The organism is Aliivibrio sp. 1S175 (assembly GCF_001690985.1).
Taxonomy (GTDB): Bacteria; Pseudomonadota; Gammaproteobacteria; order Enterobacterales; family Vibrionaceae; genus Aliivibrio.
This window is the reverse complement of sequence record NZ_MAJS01000006.1, coordinates 172057-189018: the sequence shown is the minus strand read 5'-3', so window position 1 is coordinate 189018 and position 16962 is coordinate 172057. Positions and strand designations below refer to the sequence as shown.

Annotated in this window: 16 protein-coding genes and 1 pseudogene; 10 read left to right on the top strand and 7 right to left on the bottom strand. The window is 38.1% G+C overall.

Features of this window, described 5'->3' with window-relative positions; translation table 11 throughout:
* Positions 1 to 99: 99 nt before the first annotated feature.
* On the top strand, positions 100 to 1413 hold the full coding sequence (locus A6E06_RS02830; protein ID WP_065591540.1) for a response regulator: 1314 nt from the start codon (positions 100 to 102) through the stop codon (positions 1411 to 1413).
* A 120-nt stretch (positions 1414 to 1533) separates the two neighbouring features.
* Here the strand turns inward: A6E06_RS02830 and grxD are convergent, their stop codons facing one another.
* Positions 1534 to 1869 carry a Grx4 family monothiol glutaredoxin gene (gene grxD, locus A6E06_RS02825; protein WP_060990545.1) on the bottom strand — a complete coding sequence of 112 codons (336 nt, stop codon included), beginning with the start codon at positions 1867 to 1869 and terminating at the stop codon, positions 1534 to 1536.
* Between the two features lie 235 nt (positions 1870 to 2104).
* Here grxD and sodB point away from each other — a divergent pair, with 235 nt between their 5' ends.
* The 3 genes from sodB (at position 2105) to A6E06_RS02810 (ending at position 4297) form a co-directional block, all read left to right on the top strand.
* The gene (sodB, locus tag A6E06_RS02820; protein ID WP_065591539.1) at positions 2105 to 2689 is read left to right on the top strand and encodes a superoxide dismutase [Fe]; all 585 of its coding nucleotides are present in this window, start codon (positions 2105 to 2107) and stop codon (positions 2687 to 2689) included.
* 207 nt (positions 2690 to 2896) lie between these two features.
* Positions 2897 to 3403, top strand: coding sequence for a VC2046/SO_2500 family protein (locus tag A6E06_RS02815; protein ID WP_065591538.1), 507 nt, complete (start codon positions 2897 to 2899; stop codon positions 3401 to 3403).
* Positions 3404 to 3625: 222 nt separating this feature from the next.
* Entirely contained in the window at positions 3626 to 4297 is a 672-nt protein-coding gene (locus A6E06_RS02810; protein WP_065591537.1) for an SDR family oxidoreductase, read from the top strand.
* 177 nt (positions 4298 to 4474) lie between these two features.
* On the opposite strand, the pseudogene adhE reads toward A6E06_RS02810, so the two are convergent.
* Positions 4475 to 7075, bottom strand: a pseudogene (adhE, locus tag A6E06_RS02805) (bifunctional acetaldehyde-CoA/alcohol dehydrogenase); the annotation flags it as partial.
* Positions 7076 to 7658: 583 nt separating this feature from the next.
* On the opposite strand from adhE, the gene A6E06_RS02800 reads away from it, so the two are divergent.
* On the top strand, positions 7659 to 8504 hold the full coding sequence (locus A6E06_RS02800; RefSeq protein ID WP_065591535.1) for an ion transporter: 846 nt from the start codon (positions 7659 to 7661) through the stop codon (positions 8502 to 8504).
* Positions 8505 to 8528: 24 nt separating this feature from the next.
* On the opposite strand, the gene A6E06_RS19930 is transcribed toward A6E06_RS02800, so the two are convergent.
* Both A6E06_RS19930 and A6E06_RS02795 read right to left on the bottom strand, forming a co-directional pair.
* Positions 8529 to 8678 carry a hypothetical protein gene (locus tag A6E06_RS19930; protein WP_176703479.1) on the bottom strand — a complete coding sequence of 50 codons (150 nt, stop codon included), beginning with the start codon at positions 8676 to 8678 and terminating at the stop codon, positions 8529 to 8531.
* A 141-nt stretch (positions 8679 to 8819) separates the two neighbouring features.
* Positions 8820 to 9104, bottom strand: coding sequence for a YeaC family protein (locus A6E06_RS02795; protein ID WP_065591534.1), 285 nt, complete (start codon positions 9102 to 9104; stop codon positions 8820 to 8822).
* A 118-nt stretch (positions 9105 to 9222) separates the two neighbouring features.
* On the opposite strand from A6E06_RS02795, the gene A6E06_RS02790 reads away from it, so the two are divergent.
* Positions 9223 to 10056: a DUF2989 domain-containing protein gene (locus A6E06_RS02790; RefSeq protein WP_065591533.1), complete on the top strand. Its 834-nt coding sequence runs from the start codon at positions 9223 to 9225 to the stop codon at positions 10054 to 10056.
* A gap of 78 nt (positions 10057 to 10134) precedes the next feature.
* On the opposite strand, the gene msrB is transcribed toward A6E06_RS02790, so the two are convergent.
* Positions 10135 to 10542 (bottom strand): peptide-methionine (R)-S-oxide reductase MsrB, encoded by a 408-nt coding sequence (msrB, locus tag A6E06_RS02785; protein ID WP_065591532.1) that lies wholly within the window; start codon positions 10540 to 10542, stop codon positions 10135 to 10137.
* Between the two features lie 334 nt (positions 10543 to 10876).
* Between msrB and gap the strand changes: the two genes are divergently transcribed.
* Together gap and A6E06_RS02775 are read left to right on the top strand one after the other, a co-directional pair.
* Positions 10877 to 11869, top strand: a complete 993-nt coding sequence (gap, locus tag A6E06_RS02780; protein ID WP_065591531.1) for a type I glyceraldehyde-3-phosphate dehydrogenase — start codon at positions 10877 to 10879, stop codon at positions 11867 to 11869.
* A gap of 244 nt (positions 11870 to 12113) precedes the next feature.
* Positions 12114 to 12989 carry a D-hexose-6-phosphate mutarotase gene (locus A6E06_RS02775; protein WP_065591530.1) on the top strand — a complete coding sequence of 292 codons (876 nt, stop codon included), beginning with the start codon at positions 12114 to 12116 and terminating at the stop codon, positions 12987 to 12989.
* A gap of 90 nt (positions 12990 to 13079) precedes the next feature.
* Here the strand turns inward: A6E06_RS02775 and A6E06_RS02770 are convergent, their stop codons facing one another.
* Positions 13080 to 14384, bottom strand: a complete 1305-nt coding sequence (locus tag A6E06_RS02770; RefSeq protein WP_065591529.1) for an inosine/guanosine kinase — start codon at positions 14382 to 14384, stop codon at positions 13080 to 13082.
* 183 nt (positions 14385 to 14567) lie between these two features.
* Between A6E06_RS02770 and A6E06_RS02765 the strand changes: the two genes are divergently transcribed.
* Together A6E06_RS02765 and trxC are read left to right on the top strand one after the other, a co-directional pair.
* Positions 14568 to 14891, top strand: a complete 324-nt coding sequence (locus A6E06_RS02765) for an HI1450 family dsDNA-mimic protein (protein WP_065591528.1) — start codon at positions 14568 to 14570, stop codon at positions 14889 to 14891.
* A gap of 144 nt (positions 14892 to 15035) precedes the next feature.
* Complete coding sequence (trxC, locus tag A6E06_RS02760; protein ID WP_045101658.1) at positions 15036 to 15470, top strand: thioredoxin TrxC; 435 nt, start codon at positions 15036 to 15038, stop codon at positions 15468 to 15470.
* A 97-nt stretch (positions 15471 to 15567) separates the two neighbouring features.
* On the opposite strand, the gene serS is transcribed toward trxC, so the two are convergent.
* On the bottom strand, positions 15568 to 16875 hold the full coding sequence (gene serS, locus A6E06_RS02755; protein ID WP_065591527.1) for a serine--tRNA ligase: 1308 nt from the start codon (positions 16873 to 16875) through the stop codon (positions 15568 to 15570).
* Positions 16876 to 16962: the final 87 nt, after the last annotated feature.

The following is a 16962-nucleotide window of genomic DNA, read 5'->3' as shown; positions in this document are numbered from 1 at the left end:
AAGATCATATATTTCAGCTCTTCTATTGTTAGTTTTATCTATATTTAATTAAGACAATTGCTATACTCGAGCGCTGTTTTATTACCGCCTACTGCTTGCATGAAATTAATTAAGCTCTCTTCTTATCTCATTATTGACGATAGTACTGTCATTCAAAATGCTATTAGAGCATTGCTTAGCCGTATTGGGGTGCTAACTAACAACATTGTCTGCTGTCCAACAGCTGGAGCCGCTGTAGGTAATTGCAAACAAAAAAAGTTTGATGTGCTTTTTGTTGACCACAATTTAGGTCATGGAAGTACAGGGCTTCAAATGCTAGAACAATTGCGATTACTTAAATTAATAAACGACAATACACTTGTTTATATCATTACGGGCAATGAAGACCCACAAATCGAATTAGCTTACAGTGATTACAAGCCTGCTAAATACATACAAAAACCAATCCGACCAGAAGAAATTATTACCGTTATTAATTATGATTTAATTAAACGTAAATTCTCAATGGGAATGATTGCGGCCTACACAAAAGATGGGCTAGCGGGTGTAAAACCTCTGATCTTTAAATCTCCAAATAAAATCATTCTTAAAGATTCAATGCTTAAACTGGCGGCTCGTTTAATAAGAGTAAATCGATTAGCGGAAGCTCTGAGTGTAAATAAAGCATTGCTGTCTATCATCAAAGAATCGCTAGAAGCGGAACTGCAGCAGATCGAAATCTATATCGCTCAAGAAGATTTTGATACTGCAAATCAACTTACCGACTTATTACTGCCAAAACATGAAACCAGTAATCTTCATCTTCTCGATCTAAAAGCCGATATTGCCTTTCGTCGAAATAATTTATCTATTGCCACTCGCTATTGGAAAAAAGGCTTTGAACTCGCTCCTTATTCCTACTTACGCTTTAGTTATTATACTTGGTCATTGATAGCAAAAGGCGATCGTTATGACGCATTTGATCTACTAACAAAGTACGCTTATTTACTGCCAAACTCGGCTTTTGATTCTGCAGGAAAACGCTCAATGGCTGCTTGGGGAGATCTCTTTCTTGCCCCAGAAGACGTTCTGCAGGAATGGTCACCAGAAAGTGCATGGCAACGAGTGAGTGCTAAATTAAAAGGACGACTGCGTGGTATTCCATGCATCTCAGCACAACGAGCATTATCCGCTTTATTTCAACTAAGAATGAACCGTTATGGTGAAGCAAATCGATTAATCTCTGATATTCAACATGCTGATATTACAGATTATGAAACCGCTTATATCGTTTACTTAGTGTATTGTGAGATGAAGCTAGATGATGAAAGAGAGTATATTGAAACAAAATGGCTCGCTAGATTACAACAAGGGAAATCAACCCTCGCAAAGCTCCAAACTCTTGCCTTTGAAAAAGCTAAGGCATCCGGATAGATAATTTATTTACTCTTAAGATGAGTATTAAATCTATAGCGATTAAAAAAGCCACGTATTATCAAAATACGTGGCTTTTTAATTAAACAAATCATAAATAAATTATGACTGTTTTAATTCTTACTCAGCTTCAGGCGCATTGCGTTGTGCTGCTTCTTGAACTAACGGCTTTAATTCGCCCTTTTGGAACATTTCAAGAATGATGTCACAACCGCCAATTAACTCACCTTCTACCCAAAGTTGTGGGAAGGTAGGCCATTGTGCGTATGCTGGAAGTTCAGCACGAATGTCTGGGTTTTGTAGGATATCTACATAAGCAAATTTCTCACCGCAGTTCATTAATGCTTGAGATGCTTGAGATGAAAAGCCACAGCTTGGAAGCTTAGGTGAACCTTTCATGTATAGAATGATGTGATTTTCAGCAATTTGTTGCTTGATCTTATCGATAGTTTCCATTGTATCCTCTAATGGGTCGACACTAAGTTGTATCCATTCTACTTGTTATGCTCTCAGAAAAAAATACCTAATATTTGTAGTGGTATTATTTATTGAAAATTCACCACTTTTTCTTTTAATAAAATCAAAACTTGCTAGAATCAAATCGAAGTCAGATAAAGCTCTACGTTCAATAGAGCAAATATTTTTGGAATTTAGTGAGGCGTAGACCTCTTATTAAATGGAGACATGAGCAATGTCATTTGAATTACCAGCTCTACCGTTCGCAAAAGACGCATTAGAACCACACATCTCAGCTGAGACTTTAGATTTTCACCACGGTAAACACCACAACACTTACGTTGTTAAGCTAAATGGCCTTATCCCTGGTACAGAATTTGAAGGTAAAACATTAGAAGAGATCATTAAAACTTCTACTGGCGGTGTTTTCAATAACGCAGCTCAAATCTGGAACCACACGTTCTACTGGAACTGTCTAGCTCCAAACGCTGGCGGCCAACCAACTGGCGCTGTTGCTGCTGCAATCGATGCTGCATTTGGTTCTTTCGAAGAATTCAAAGCTAAATTTACAGATTCAGCAATCAACAACTTCGGTTCTTCTTGGACTTGGCTTGTTAAAAACGCTGACGGTTCTCTAGCTATCGTTAATACATCTAACGCAGCTACTCCTCTAACAGATGAAGGCGTTACCCCACTTCTAACTGTTGACCTATGGGAGCACGCTTACTACATCGATTTCCGTAACGTTCGTCCTGATTACATGGGTGCGTTCTGGGAATTAGTAAACTGGTCTTTCGTAGAAGAAAACCTAGCTAAATAATCATATCCTTTGAATGACTGTTTTATAACAGTCATTATCAAAGCAAGAAGGTCAGTATTTGTACTGACCTTTTTTATTCACTCAATTTTGCGGTAACACTTTGCCCTACTTCTAACATATTTTCAAAAACGGCAATTAATTTCCTAAAAAAGCTAAAGGTTTTCAATTCTTTTCCGATAAGTATTTATCATCAAGAGGAATTGATTCATGAAAGTACATACTTTAGATAAAGCCGAGTTAATCAGTGAAATTCAATACGGTTCAAACCTAAACCATGCAATGGAAGCAGGTCGCCGTGCAGATTTCGCCTTAATGATGTCTTTACTATCTAATGACTTACGTGAAAATACACCCGTTGAAAAAATAGACGAGAAAAAAGTAACCGAAGATCTACTTCGTCAACGCTTTCAACTTGCAGACGCTCAAATACTACGTAGCAATGAAGAAAGTTATTCTCGAGCAGCTTCACAAGCCAACCAATTTCATAACGGTGGTTTAGCTAGTGCTAAATTGCAATATGGCTTAGCGCCTGATGCAATGGCTTATATGCCTCAAGATACGTGTGATTTACCAGAAGATGTTTACCACAATCTATCTGGGCACCAACGCCGTCAATTAGAATCAGGTAACGAGATCTTTAATGCTATCCCTCAAGATCTTTACAATGAACTAGTCACAGCTAAACGTCATTCAGAAATGAATTTGTACGTTTAAGCCGAATCATACGCTTTCTACCCTCTATTTATGCGTTATCAACATTCCTAATTTTACGTATCACTCATTCATAATGATTATGTGAGTTAGTGCATAAATCCTGCAATTGAATACAAATTAATCCGCATTTCTCGTCAAGCTCACAGCAGATGTCATATTTCTATCCCATTATTAAAGCACCTTACTCAACAATAATAACCAACGCTTTAGGGAAGGAATGCTATGCAAATTGAACATTCAACGATTCTTATTACATCGGCTGGCAACTTTATGGGTCGAGACATTGCATATCATTTTGCCTCCCTTGGAGCTTCTCTCATTATTACAGACTCAAATCAAGACGACCTTAATGAAACCTACCGATTATGCGATAGAATCAATTCTAATGTCGTTTGTTTTCCACAAAAAGATCGTTCCTTGGAAAGCATTCATCACTTATTTCTGACTATTGATAAAAAATTTAGTCGTGGAATTGATGTATTGATCAACAATTATACTGACGTAGCACTGCCAAGTTTATTGGCTCCATATAATAAAGAGTGCCCATTTCAATTAACGGAATTAGCAGCCACTTTATTTACTTATGGTCAATACGCAGCTCAAAATATGAGAGACCATTGTAAAGAGGGAGTCATTATCAACTTGGGTTATCACCAACATTCAACCCAAGAGCAATGCCAAGACACCTCAACCCCCTTACTCGCGGGGTTAACTAAAAGCTGGGCTAAAGAATTAAACCCATTTAATATTAGAGTTGGAGGTGTTACTCCTCGCCTTTCTAACGAAAATTCCGAACCAAATACTAACTTAATCAATCAAGAGCTCATCAAAAATACAGAATATATTCTTCAAAATGAATCTTTTAATGGTCGGATAATTGAAGCCACTGCTTAATTTTCTTAAGCTCTAAATCTTAAAAGCAAAAAGACTCAGACATAAAAAAACCACCTTATCAATAAGGTGGTTTTTTATTATTTCAATATTTTCAAACTATGAATGAAAATACCTTAACGAATTAGCATCGAATTACTTCTTTGCTTTTTTCGTTTTTGTTTTTTCAGCTACTACAGATTCGCCTTCAACAAATGCTTTACCGTAGTAAGAAGCGATTAATACTTCTTTAAGCTCTTTGATCAATGGGTAACGTGGGTTAGCACCAGTACATTGGTCATCAAATGCATCTTCAGCTAATTTGTCTACTTTAGCCATGAATGCTGCTTCATCAACACCAGCGGCTTGAATTGACAGTGGAATATCCAATGAAACTTTAAGCTCTTCTAACCAGTTAAGTAATGCATTAACTTTAGTTTCAGTATTACCGTCACGGTAACCTAAATGCTCTGCAATCTCAGCGTAACGAGCACGTGCTTTAGGACGGTCGTACTGAGAGAACGCAGCTTGTTTAGTTGGGTTGTTAGTCGCATTAAAACGAACAGTATTCGAGATTAATAACGCATTCGCAAGACCGTGTGGAATGTGGAATTCTGCGCCTAATTTATGCGCCATTGAGTGACACACACCAAGGAAAGACTGCGCAAAAGACATACCAGCGATAGTTGCTGCATTGTGAACTTTCTCACGAGCAATTGGATCTTTCTTACCGTTAGCGTAAGAGCTTGGTAAGTACTCTTTAAGCATCTTAAGTGATTGCAGAGCGTGGCCGTCTGAGTATTCGTTTGCAAGTACAGAAACATAAGCTTCTAATGCGTGCGTTACTGCATCGTAACCACCGAATGCACATAAAGACTTAGGCATATCCATTACTAAGTTAGCATCAACAACAGCCATGTTTGGCGTTAGCTCGTAATCTGCTAATGGGTATTTTTGACCTGTTTTTTCATCGGTTACAACAGCGAATGGTGTAACTTCAGAACCAGTACCTGAAGTAGTTGTAATACATACTAGCTCAGCTTTTGAACCCATTTTAGGGAACTTGTAAATACGTTTACGGATATCCATAAAGCGCATAGATAGATCTTCGAAATCAGTTTCTGGATGTTCGTACATCACCCACATAATTTTCGCAGCATCCATTGGTGAACCACCACCAACCGCTAAGATAACATCAGGTTGGTAGCTTGCACATGCTTCTGCACCCGCTTTAACTACTGCTAATGTTGGATCCGCTTCTACTTCATGGAACACTTCAACTTCCATGCCTTTCTCTTTCAAGATTGAACGTAGGTCGTCGATGTAACCGTTGTTGAATAAGAAACGGTCAGTCACGATTAGTGCACGTTTTTTACCTTCAAGATCGCTCATTGCGATTGGCAAACAGCCGCGACGGAAGTAGATAGATTTTGGTAGTTTATGCCACAACATATTTTCTGCTCGCTTAGCTACAATTTTCTTGTTGATAAGGTGCTTAGGACCTACGTTTTCAGAGATAGCGTTACCACCCCAAGAACCACAACCTAATGTTAATGAAGGAGCCAATTCGAAGTTGTAAAGGTCGCCAATACCACCTTGAGATGCTGGCGTGTTTACAAGAATACGAGCGGTTTTCATTTTGTCACCGAAGTACGCAATACGCTCTTCGTTGTTATCTTGGTCTGTGTAAAGTACTGACGTATGACCAACACCGCCTATGTCTAATACGATACCAGCTTGACGCACTGCATCTTCAAAGTCTTTCGCTTTGAATAGACCTAATGTAGGAGATAGTTTTTCATGAGCAAATTCGTCATCCCATGAAGCTTCTAAGCCTTCACCGATAAGAATCTTAGTAGAAGTAGGTACTTTAACATTTGCTAGCTCAGCGATTTTGTATGCTGGTTGGCCAACGATGTTAGCGTTAAGTGCACCATCAATAAGCAGTACTTTACGTACTTTATTTGCGTCTTCTTTGCTTAAAACAACAGCGCCATATTTAGCGAAACGTGCTTTAACTTCGTCGTAGATTGACTCAACAACAATTGCAGCTTGCTCAGAAGCACAGATAACACCGTTATCGAATGTTTTAGACATTAAGATAGAAGAAACAGCACGTTTGATATCAGCAGTTTCGTCGATAACTACAGGCGTATTACCCGCACCAACACCGATTGCTGGTTTACCTGATGAATAAGCCGCTTTCACCATGCCTGGACCACCAGTAGCAAGGATCATGTTGATGTGTTCATGTTTCATTAGTGCATTTGATAGTTCAACAGATGGTTGGTCAATCCAACCAATGATGTCTTTTGGTGCGCCAGCTTTAATTGCAGCTTCTAATACGACTTTAGCGGCGTAGTTAGTTGCATTTTTAGCACGTGGGTGCGGCGAGAAGATACAACCATTACGTGTTTTAAGACAGATTAGTGCTTTAAAGATTGCTGTTGAAGTAGGGTTTGTTGTTGGAACGATTGCACAAACAATACCTAGAGGTTCAGCGATTGTGATCGTGCCGCCTTCATCGTTACGATCGATGATGCCACACGTTAGTTCGTCTTTGTATTTATTGTAAATGAACTCAGAAGCAAAGTGGTTTTTGATTACTTTGTCTTCCATGATACCCATACCAGACTCTTCTGCAGCCATTTTTGCAAGTTCGATACGAGCAGTTGAAGCAGCTAGAGACGCAGCACGAAATATTGTATCAACTTGTTCTTGTGAAAAGCTTGCAAATTCTTTTTGCGCCGCTTTAACACGTGCTACTAGAGCATCAAGTTCAGCTAAATTCGTTACAGGCATATTGTTTCTCCTAAAAATAAAAATTATAAAATTCATTAAAAACTATTTAGTAAGGACTCTGCTTTATATCCTTATTGGCAGTTAAGCTTAACCATTTCCTTGGTTACCTTGCTTTACTTTCTTAGTAAATTGCTTTCAAAACTGATTATATTCTTTCACAATTTGAAAAGTATTGATTCAGATCAGTTATGATAATTTATTTACCACTTTCGTCTTACACTGCATAAACACCTCAATATAAATGTGATTTAAATCACATAGTTATGCCGAGTTATGATCTAGTTCAAAATCACTAGCAATAATATAACCATAACCACACTAAATAAAAGTTGTAATAAAGTTACACAAGCGAGGCTAAAAATGACAAGTTGTGGCGAAATAATCGTGCCACTAAAGAGTAGTATAACTCGAATCATATTTACATCTTTTATCATTAAAATAACCTGCTCTAGATCACTTTATTATTATTCTTTTCGTGTTTCATAAAAAAGAGATGAGCCAAATTGTAAATATATAGTGGAGAGTCATCCTTTTTTTCATTATTCTTATTTAAGACCAATAAGTTGACAGTGTAACGATAGCCATGAAAACAAAACGTTTAAAACATTACTTGTATACCACTATTTTTGGAACACATACCAAAGGTGGTAAGAGATTTGATATCGCATTAATCGCATTAATCCTTACCTCACAAGCGACATTAATTTTAGACTCCATGAGTTCTGTCAAAGCCGAATATGGGGATTTATTGTGGCGCTTAGAATATATTTTTACTGCAATTTTTACTCTTGAGTATTTGTTGCGACTTTATTGCTCACCAAGACCAAGCTCGTATGCAAAAAGTTTTTATGGTGTTATTGATTTATTAGCAATACTACCGACTTACCTCGCTTTGTTTTTCCCTAGTGCCAGCTACATCGCTATCATTCGATTACTTCGTGTAATGAGAATTTTTAGAGTATTGAAACTCGTTCGCTACCTACAAGATTCAAACATACTTTTACGATCCTTATTAATGGCAAAAAGAAAAATTCTTATCTTTTTTAGCACCGTTGCTATTCTTGTTTGCGTATTTGGTTCTATGATGTTTGTAATAGAAGGGCCAGATAATGGGTTTACTAGTATCCCACAAAGTATTTATTGGGCAATTGTGACAATCACAACGGTTGGATATGGGGATTTGGTACCTCATACTGCATTAGGAAAAGCAGTTGCTTCTTTGACTATGCTACTTGGTTATTCAATTTTAGCGGTTCCAACAGGGATTATTACCGCGGAATTAAGTCAAGAAATGAGCGCGCACAGAGATTTAGTACTTTGTCCAAATTGTGCAAAAGGCGGGCATGAATCAGATGCAATACATTGCAAGTATTGTGGTGGCGAACTTCCAGAACCAGATAAAAGAATTGTAAACACAAGTCCGCATTAATTTATTAGGAATAAGAGAGAATACTTATTCTGAATAGAGCGTTAACGAACCTTGTGCTGTCGTGTTTTCAGTACCGTTTCCAAGAAACTTTGGTGCTGCAATGACAGCAAGTAATACAAATACCGCAGCAACGGCTGCAAATTTAGTAAGGACTTGTCCTTTAGTCTTCTTCATTTTCATTATCGTTTTCTTAATTTATCAAATTGTCGATAATTTACGCGAGTAAAGCCTTATCGACAATTTTATAGATTCTTTTTGGGATCAATGTGGCATTAAAAATCTTATTATTGAGATATTAAACTAAAAAAGATTAAATCAGTCAGATGATACATTTACACGAACAATATCTTCTTGCCCTTTAGTAAATTGCTTTTTTAATTCAGTTTTTGATTTAAAACTAATCTCTCCACCTTCTGCTACTGTCATATGCTGAGCTTCTTTATTATGCTTTGATTGGTATAACATCATTGCTTGCATGCAAGTACTTCTCTGCTCAGTAGACAATGGAGTGCCGTTATGCCATTTCCCTGTCTCGACGGCATATTGCAAGTTTTCGAAGACCTCAGGTGTCATTGATTCTAATAATTTATTAATGTCCATTATTCTCTCTCAGTGTTGGCTACTCTCAAACGATATCTTTTCATTAATGTTAGTCAACAAAGTGCCGATAAATAGGAGTAATGGATCACGTTTACTTTTTTCAATCTATAGGATCATCATGTTTTTAATTATTCAAAGACTTTCTCTGCTTATTATTTCCACTCTTTTACTATCAGCATGTTTTGATTCAACACCAACAACAGAAAAATTGTGTGAAGCACATACAGGATTAGAATGTAATCAATTAAATATGCGAGATGGTCAATGCCGACACCAGCGTGATGCTCTTATTTTCAGCCGTTTTGATCAATTAAAAAATGACAGTGATTTAAATAAACTTAATACAATTAAAGCAACTCATGTGTATCAAATTTGCTTAACGTCTGCGGCACAAATTGAACCTATCACAGCAAAAGAAATTAAATCTAAACGCAGCGAAGCATTACTTCACTCTTACGATGCTATTGATGCCCTATCGTTAGATCTACAACATTCTAAAGAACCTAAAGTGCTTTTCTACCTTTGGACTACTGGTGATAAAAATGCCTTACGTGAGTTTTTGCAATTAGAAGGCAGTAAAGATCTCGAATCAACCGAAATGCAATATGCGCTTGCGACCTTTTATGCGCAGCGTGATGGTAATAAAACCATTTTAATTTTGAATCACTCATTAGAATTATTAACTGACCAAAATTTCAAAGATGGATTACATACCATGATAATAAAATCATTGGCTAGTATTAACCATAGACAAGAGAATAAGAAACTTGCTTATGTGTGGGCTTTAGTTGGTAAAGATTTCAAGTTACAAGTTGCCTCTAAAAAACAACTGGATTTGTTATATCAATTTTCTGATACCGAAAAAACACAACTAAAACTAATCAGTGAGGTAATAACAGAGAATATTGAAAAACAAACATTCAAATCCTCATTACTACCAAATTTGAAATAAACAATTCAATTTAAAGGCATTCATTTACATACAGTATAAAGGAGCACAATTACTCCTTTATACTATTTTAAATGTTCATTATTGTTCATCACTGAAGCGTAATGAAATTGAATTCACACAAAAACGTTCGCCTGTCGTTTTAGGACCATCATTAAATACATGACCTAAATGACTACCGCACTGACGACAACGGATCTCTGTTCTTTGCATACCATGACTATTATCTTCTATATATAAAATAGCCTGATCATTCGCTGGAGCATCAAAACTTGGCCAACCACACCCTGAATCATATTTATTATCAGATTCAAATAAAACAGCCTGACAGCAGGTACATGCATAAGTACCTGTCGATTTATTATGCAATAGCTTGCCAGAAAAAGGGGCTTCTGTGCCTTGTTTTCTGCAAATATCAAACTCTTCTTGAGTCAATTTATCTCGCCAATCTGCTTCTGTCAGATCAGAAAACGATTTTGATTTATCCATCTGTCCATCTACCCCTTAATACTTATTTAAATTAAACCTTGCTAACGATCACCTTTGTAGCACATAATTTGCTGAAGTAATTTTACAGCAGCCGTGCAAAATAACATTAATAGTTATGTAGCTTTTTTTCATAACATGTCATTAAGGTCATTAAATAACCGACTTTTCTATTAATTACGTAAGATTTTTTCTTTATGTTAACAGAATATGGTGTTTTTTTTGATTTTAAACAAGATAAATGGCATTTTTGCTTGCAGGTTGGCTCAGGATTTTGTAATTTTACTACCAGTTAATTTAAACCTGAAAATCAAATTAAGTTGTGGAGCAACATATAATGACTATCAAAGTAGGTATTAACGGTTTTGGCCGTATTGGACGTTTTGTTTTCCGTGCATCTGTAGAGCGCAACGACATCGAAGTTGTTGGTATTAACGATCTTATCGACGTTGAATACATGGCTTACATGCTTAAGTACGACTCAACTCACGGTCGTTTCAACGGTACTGTTGAAGTAGTTGACGGTAACCTAGTAGTAAACGGTAACACAGTACGTGTAACTGCTGAACGTAATCCAGAAGATCTTAAGTGGGATGCAATCAACGTTGACGTTGTTGCTGAAGCTACTGGTCTTTTCCTTACTGACGAAACTGCTCGTAAACACATCACAGCTGGCGCTAAGAAAGTAGTTCTTACTGGCCCTTCTGGTGACGTTCCAATGTTCGTTATGGGTGTTAACGCTGCAGAATACGCTGGTCAAGATATCGTTTCTAACGCTTCTTGTACTACTAACTGTCTTGCACCAATGGCTAAAGTTCTTAACGACAAGTGGGGCATTGAGTCTGGTCTTATGACTACAGTTCACGCAACTACAGCAACTCAAAAAACTGTAGATGGTCCTTCTGCGAAAGACTGGCGTGGTGGTCGTGGTGCTTCTCAAAACATCATCCCATCTTCAACTGGTGCAGCTAAAGCAGTAGGTAAAGTAATTCCTGAGCTTGACGGTCTTCTAACTGGTATGGCTTTCCGCGTACCAACTGCAAACGTTTCTGTTGTTGACCTTACAGTTAACCTAAAAACTGCTGCAACTTACGCAGAAATCTGTGCTGAAATGAAGCGTGCTTCTGAAAACGAATACGCTGGCGTTCTAGGTTACACAGAAGAAGCTGTTGTTTCTCAAGACTTCATCGGCGAAACACAAACTTCAGTATTTGATGCTGCTGCTGGTGTTGCTCTAACTGACAAATTCGTTAAGCTTGTATCTTGGTACGACAACGAAATCGGTTACTCAAACAAAGTTCTTGACCTAATCGCTCACGTTTCTAAGTAAGCATTAGTTTAGACTTTCTTTGAAAGCTAACTTAAAAGGTTTCAACATCTTTTAAGAATGAAAGGCGACTTAATTGTCGCCTTTTTTGTATCTGTAATTTGTACCAATGCCATAATTACCTGTGCATTATTACCTTGAACTAAGTATCTATTCCTTTTCGATAATCGACTATCACTAATGTTTACAATTAGCTTGTATAAACTATCTAAAAAAGAATATGTATTTATTATTTTAGGAGTTACCTATGAACCTTACTCACCTTCCAACCATCAGTGTATTATCTGATAGCGTTACGATTGCCCAACTTGATGATGTAAAGATCGTACGCATCATTCACAATAAAGCAGAAGCCGCTATTTCATTACACGGTGGGCACGTATTATCTTTCACACCAAAAGGTCAAGATGACCTGATTTGGATGAGTAAAGACGCTATTTTTAATCCTGATAAAGCGATCCGTGGCGGCGTTCCAGTATGTTGGCCTTGGTTTGGCCGTATTGAAAATCCAGCTCATGGTTTTGCTCGTAATAGTGCTTGGGCATTAATCGAACATCGTGAGAATGAACACGGTGTTATTGTGGTTCTTGGTTTAAAAGCATCAGAAGAAACTAAAGCTATTTGGCCTTTTGAGTTTGAAGCACGCTTAACTATCGAAATTAGCGATGAATTACTTATTACTCTAGATGCAAAAAATACAGATGATAAAGCATGGAATTGTTCTGGTGCACTTCATACTTATTTAAATGTTGCTGATATTAACACGACAACAATTACCGGTATGGGATCAAGCTATATTGATGGCTTACTGGAAGGAAAAGTATGTTCGGGCGGTGATATATTATCGATTGATGCGGCTGTTGACCGTGTTTACACTCAGCCAGAAAACACAGTCCTAGTCTCTGATACACAACGTACATTGTCTGTTACTAATTCAGGGCACAATGCAGCGGTTATCTGGAATCCATGGATTGAAGGCGCTGAATCTATGGGTGACATGAACAATGATGGTTATCAAACTATGGTGTGTGTGGAATCAACCTATCATGCAACAAGTCTTGAAACCGCTAAAGTTATCCCGCCTAATGAGTCGTTTATATTAACAACTAAAATTAAAGCTTAAGATAATATACTTAGACGCCAGAAACAAAAACGGAAGCACTTGGCTTCCGTTTTTTATATCATCTATTTTAATAATAAGTCGATGCTGAAATTATCTTTCCCAGTACGACTCTTCTAACGAATCTTCACGCTCTGGTAAACCACGAGATAAACGTGGTGAATGCTGAGCTAATACTTCAAAACTTACGCGGTTTGAGTACTTACATACCTGAGAGAACGAAGAGTATGTTAGGTATGAGTGCTGATGCTTACTTGAGTTAGGTACATTATTACGGTGATAATGGTTTGCTGCCATATCGTGTAATAAAGCCGACAATGCCCCATCACCTGCCCCATTGGTATTCTTGATTTTTTCTGGGCCACCCATGTATGGTGAAATATGAGAATACACCTTCATTGGATTTTCACAGCTTTCTTTAATCGCAGGACGACTAAATTCATATTGGTTGAATTCCGCAATCGTACCAGGAAGCAATGGCAAAGAAGTTTCACGCTTTGCTTCGTCTTCAGTATAACCCGCCATATACAGCCCTACAGGGCCTGCTGTGCACAATACAAGATCAACCCATTCAAGAGCCTTATCTGCTGCTTCTAGAGGATCTGAAGCGCCAGTAAGCGCCTCTCCTTCCTCTTCATTCATAGCAACCACTGATACATGATTTTTTAGAAAGTCACGCCAGTATTGTGGGTCATCTTGAACAACAAACTTAGTGCCCATAGTCAATACTACTGGTACGTCATGCTTTTTCGCGTACTCAATAGCTTGCATCGTAGCAGCTGGCATTGGGTCGCCATCTTTACAACGAACTAAATAAGCAGTCAGTACTAATGCAGACGCATTTTTAAAGATTTTCTCTGGAATGCTTTCTGCACGAAGTTGGTTCATGTCACCTTCGCTGATCGCAAACGTACGCTCACCGTCTTGGCTAATAAGCGCAAAGCAACGACCAATTGCACCAGGAACGGGTTGAAGATAGTTCAGATCCATTCGGCTAGACGTATTACATAGGTAACGGTACGAATAGCTACCAATATGAATGTCTTCACTCATCACACCTAACAGTGTCGATTTATCATCCGCTAATACTGAATAGTTGTGAAGTGTGTTACCAATTGTACCACCAGCAAATTCATTGGTGATCATGTTGTTATCTTTAAGCTCGTTATAAAGCATTTCCGCTTTATCATTATCGATAACCAGTGAGTGTCCTTTACTCAAGCCATACTTTTCAATAAAAGCATCGTCAATTCGAGCTTCAATATCCACTAACGTTTGATCAATACCGATAATGTGCGTACGCGACATTTTTTTGGTTTCTTGAGCTTGGCTAACTAATGGATCACGAGCGTGAACTGGGAAATAATGCTTGGATTTACGCTGACCTGGAAATTTCATAAAATAATCATTCAACTGGCTAATGGAAGAAGTGCGAAGTTTAGCCGCTGAATAACTCTGCCGCAACTACTGATATTAGCCTCAACGAAAGGCAAACGTTTGCTCTTTCTATTTGTTGATAGCTCTAGCCTTATAGAGGACATTCGTGATAATTTATGAGCGTATTTTTTAAAGGTAACCACCATGACAACTGAACTAATTAGCTACGATGATGTAATTGAAGTCGCTTACGATATTTTCCTTGAAATGGCTCAAGACAATCTTGAACCTGCAGATGTTGCACTATTCACTCTTCAATTTGATGACCGCGGTGCCGCTGAAGTTGTAGATACTCGTGATGATTGGGCTGAGCACGTTGGCTTTGATGTTGATGGCGAAGTATACGCAGAAGTTCTAATTGGCTTAGTCAATGAAGAGTCTGACGTATTGGATGATGTATTTGCTCGTATGCTAGTAAGTCGTGATCCTGAACACAAGTTCTGCCACATGTTATGGAAGCGTGATTAATTTCACGAAGCTTAGCATTTCATACTAAGGAGCATTTATTTGCTCCTTTTTTATTACTCTTTCTAATTGAATATCTCACTTAGCACCCCCATTATTTCTTTATGCTCACAAACTGCTGATAGCAGAAAATAATAAAGGAATACCATGTCTCAATTTCAATCTCGATGCCCATCGTGTAATGGACTCAATCGCCTTCCTATTGAACGTATTAATGACACAGCTACGTGTGGTCGTTGTAAAGAACAACTATTAGATGGAAAACCACTAGAGGGAACGTCTGATAATCTCGCCGCTTTAATGAACAGTGATAAACCTGTTGTTATTGATTTTTGGGCCCCGTGGTGTAATCCATGTGTTGGATTCTCTCCGGTATTTGAAGACGTTGCAGCTGAACGCAATGGCCAAGTTCGTTGTGTAAAAGTAAATACGGAAGCTCAACAACAAATTGCTGCACAATATCAGATCCGCTCTATCCCTACGATTATGGTCTTTAAGAACGGCCAGCGTGTAGATATGATTAATGGTGCATTACCAAAAGGTCAATTTGATCAGTGGCTAAATCAAGCACTGCTTAAATAGCCAATATAAAACTTAAACAGCAGACAAACAAAAGCCGCTTTATGACTTAACATAAAGCGGCTTTTTAGTGTTTATCTAGTCTATGTTATAGAACAGATTAACCGATGAATTCTACACCGTTCATGTACTTACGTAGTACTTCAGGGATAGCAATCTTACCATCAGCTTGTTGGAAGTTCTCTAGGATAGCAACCATTGTACGACCTACAGCAAGACCTGAACCGTTCAGTGTGTGAACCAATTCTGGTTTCTTCTCGCCTTGACGACGGAAACGCGCTTGCATACGACGAGCTTGGAAATCCCACATGTTTGAACAAGAAGAAATTTCACGGTACGTTTCTTGTGCTGGAACCCACACTTCTAAATCGTAAGTTTTACGAGAACCGAAGCCCATATCACCAGTACAAAGTACCACTTTACGGTATGGAAGTTCTAGTAGTTGAAGTACTTTCTCAGCATGACCTGTTAGTTCTTCAAGTGCTGCCATTGAATCTTCTGGTTTCGTAATTTGAACTAATTCAACTTTGTCGAATTGGTGCATACGAATAAGACCACGAGTATCACGACCGTAAGAACCCGCTTCAGAACGGAAACATGGTGTGTGAGCTGTCATTTTCAGAGGTAGATCAGCTTCTTCAGTAATGGTATCACGCACCATGTTTGTTACTGGAACTTCAGCTGTTGGGATAAGTGATAGCATCTTAAGAGGAACATCACTTACTTGCTCTGTTAATGGGCTTGTGTGGAATAGATCTTCACCAAATTTTGGTAATTGACCTGTGCCATATAAGCTATCGTGGTTTACTAAGTACGGTACATACATTTCCATGTAACCGTGCTCTTCAGTATGAAGATCAAGCATGAATTGTGATAAAGCACGGTGAAGACGAGCAAATTGACCTTTCATTACGATAAAGCGAGAGCCTGAGATTTTAACTGCGCTTGCAAAATCAAGACCATCAGCCATTTCACCCAGCTCAACGTGATCTTTCACTTCAAAGTCATACGCTAGAGGATTACCCCAACGCAATACTTCAACGTTTTCTTCTTCATCTTTACCGTAAGGTACAGAATCATCTGGAAGGTTTGGTACAGACAAAGCGATAGTTTCGATTTGTTGTTGAAGATCAGTAAGAGCTGCTTTTGCTTCATCTAGATCAGAACCAAGTGTTGCAACGTCAGCCATAATGCGATCGGCTTCCTCGTGATCGCCCTTCGCTTTTGCTTGACCAATGGACTTCGAACGGGAATTACGCTGCGCTTGAAGCTCTTCAGTTTTTACCTGAAGGGACTTACGTTGTTCTTCAAGATTGCGAAGTGTCTCTACGTCTAGCTTAAAGCCACGACGTGCCAGTTTCTCTGCTGTTTCATCCAGCTCTGTACGAAGTAATTTTGAATCAAGCATTTGTAATCCTATGCCTTATGGTCATTGTGCGTTCAAAGTAAACGAACTCACTTAATAATAAAATTTTGTGCAGTTTTTAATTCTAAA

Bases quoted from the DNA above. Each gene is read 5' to 3' on its own strand.
- A6E06_RS02830 (WP_065591540.1), top strand. From the start codon at position 100: ATGAAATTAATTAAGCTCTCTTCTTATCTCATTATTGACGATAGTACT.
- grxD (WP_060990545.1), bottom strand. From the start codon at position 1,869: ATGGAAACTATCGATAAGATCAAGCAACAAATTGCTGAAAATCACATC.
- sodB (WP_065591539.1), top strand. From the start codon at position 2,105: ATGTCATTTGAATTACCAGCTCTACCGTTCGCAAAAGACGCATTAGAA.
- A6E06_RS02815 (WP_065591538.1), top strand. From the start codon at position 2,897: ATGAAAGTACATACTTTAGATAAAGCCGAGTTAATCAGTGAAATTCAA.
- A6E06_RS02810 (WP_065591537.1), top strand. From the start codon at position 3,626: ATGCAAATTGAACATTCAACGATTCTTATTACATCGGCTGGCAACTTT.
- A6E06_RS02800 (WP_065591535.1), top strand. From the start codon at position 7,659: ATGAAAACAAAACGTTTAAAACATTACTTGTATACCACTATTTTTGGA.
- A6E06_RS19930 (WP_176703479.1), bottom strand. From the start codon at position 8,678: ATGAAGAAGACTAAAGGACAAGTCCTTACTAAATTTGCAGCCGTTGCT.
- A6E06_RS02795 (WP_065591534.1), bottom strand. From the start codon at position 9,104: ATGGACATTAATAAATTATTAGAATCAATGACACCTGAGGTCTTCGAA.
- A6E06_RS02790 (WP_065591533.1), top strand. From the start codon at position 9,223: ATGTTTTTAATTATTCAAAGACTTTCTCTGCTTATTATTTCCACTCTT.
- msrB (WP_065591532.1), bottom strand. From the start codon at position 10,542: ATGGATAAATCAAAATCGTTTTCTGATCTGACAGAAGCAGATTGGCGA.
- gap (WP_065591531.1), top strand. From the start codon at position 10,877: ATGACTATCAAAGTAGGTATTAACGGTTTTGGCCGTATTGGACGTTTT.
- A6E06_RS02775 (WP_065591530.1), top strand. From the start codon at position 12,114: ATGAACCTTACTCACCTTCCAACCATCAGTGTATTATCTGATAGCGTT.
- A6E06_RS02770 (WP_065591529.1), bottom strand. From the start codon at position 14,384: ATGAAATTTCCAGGTCAGCGTAAATCCAAGCATTATTTCCCAGTTCAC.
- A6E06_RS02765 (WP_065591528.1), top strand. From the start codon at position 14,568: ATGACAACTGAACTAATTAGCTACGATGATGTAATTGAAGTCGCTTAC.
- trxC (WP_045101658.1), top strand. From the start codon at position 15,036: ATGTCTCAATTTCAATCTCGATGCCCATCGTGTAATGGACTCAATCGC.
- serS (WP_065591527.1), bottom strand. From the start codon at position 16,875: ATGCTTGATTCAAAATTACTTCGTACAGAGCTGGATGAAACAGCAGAG.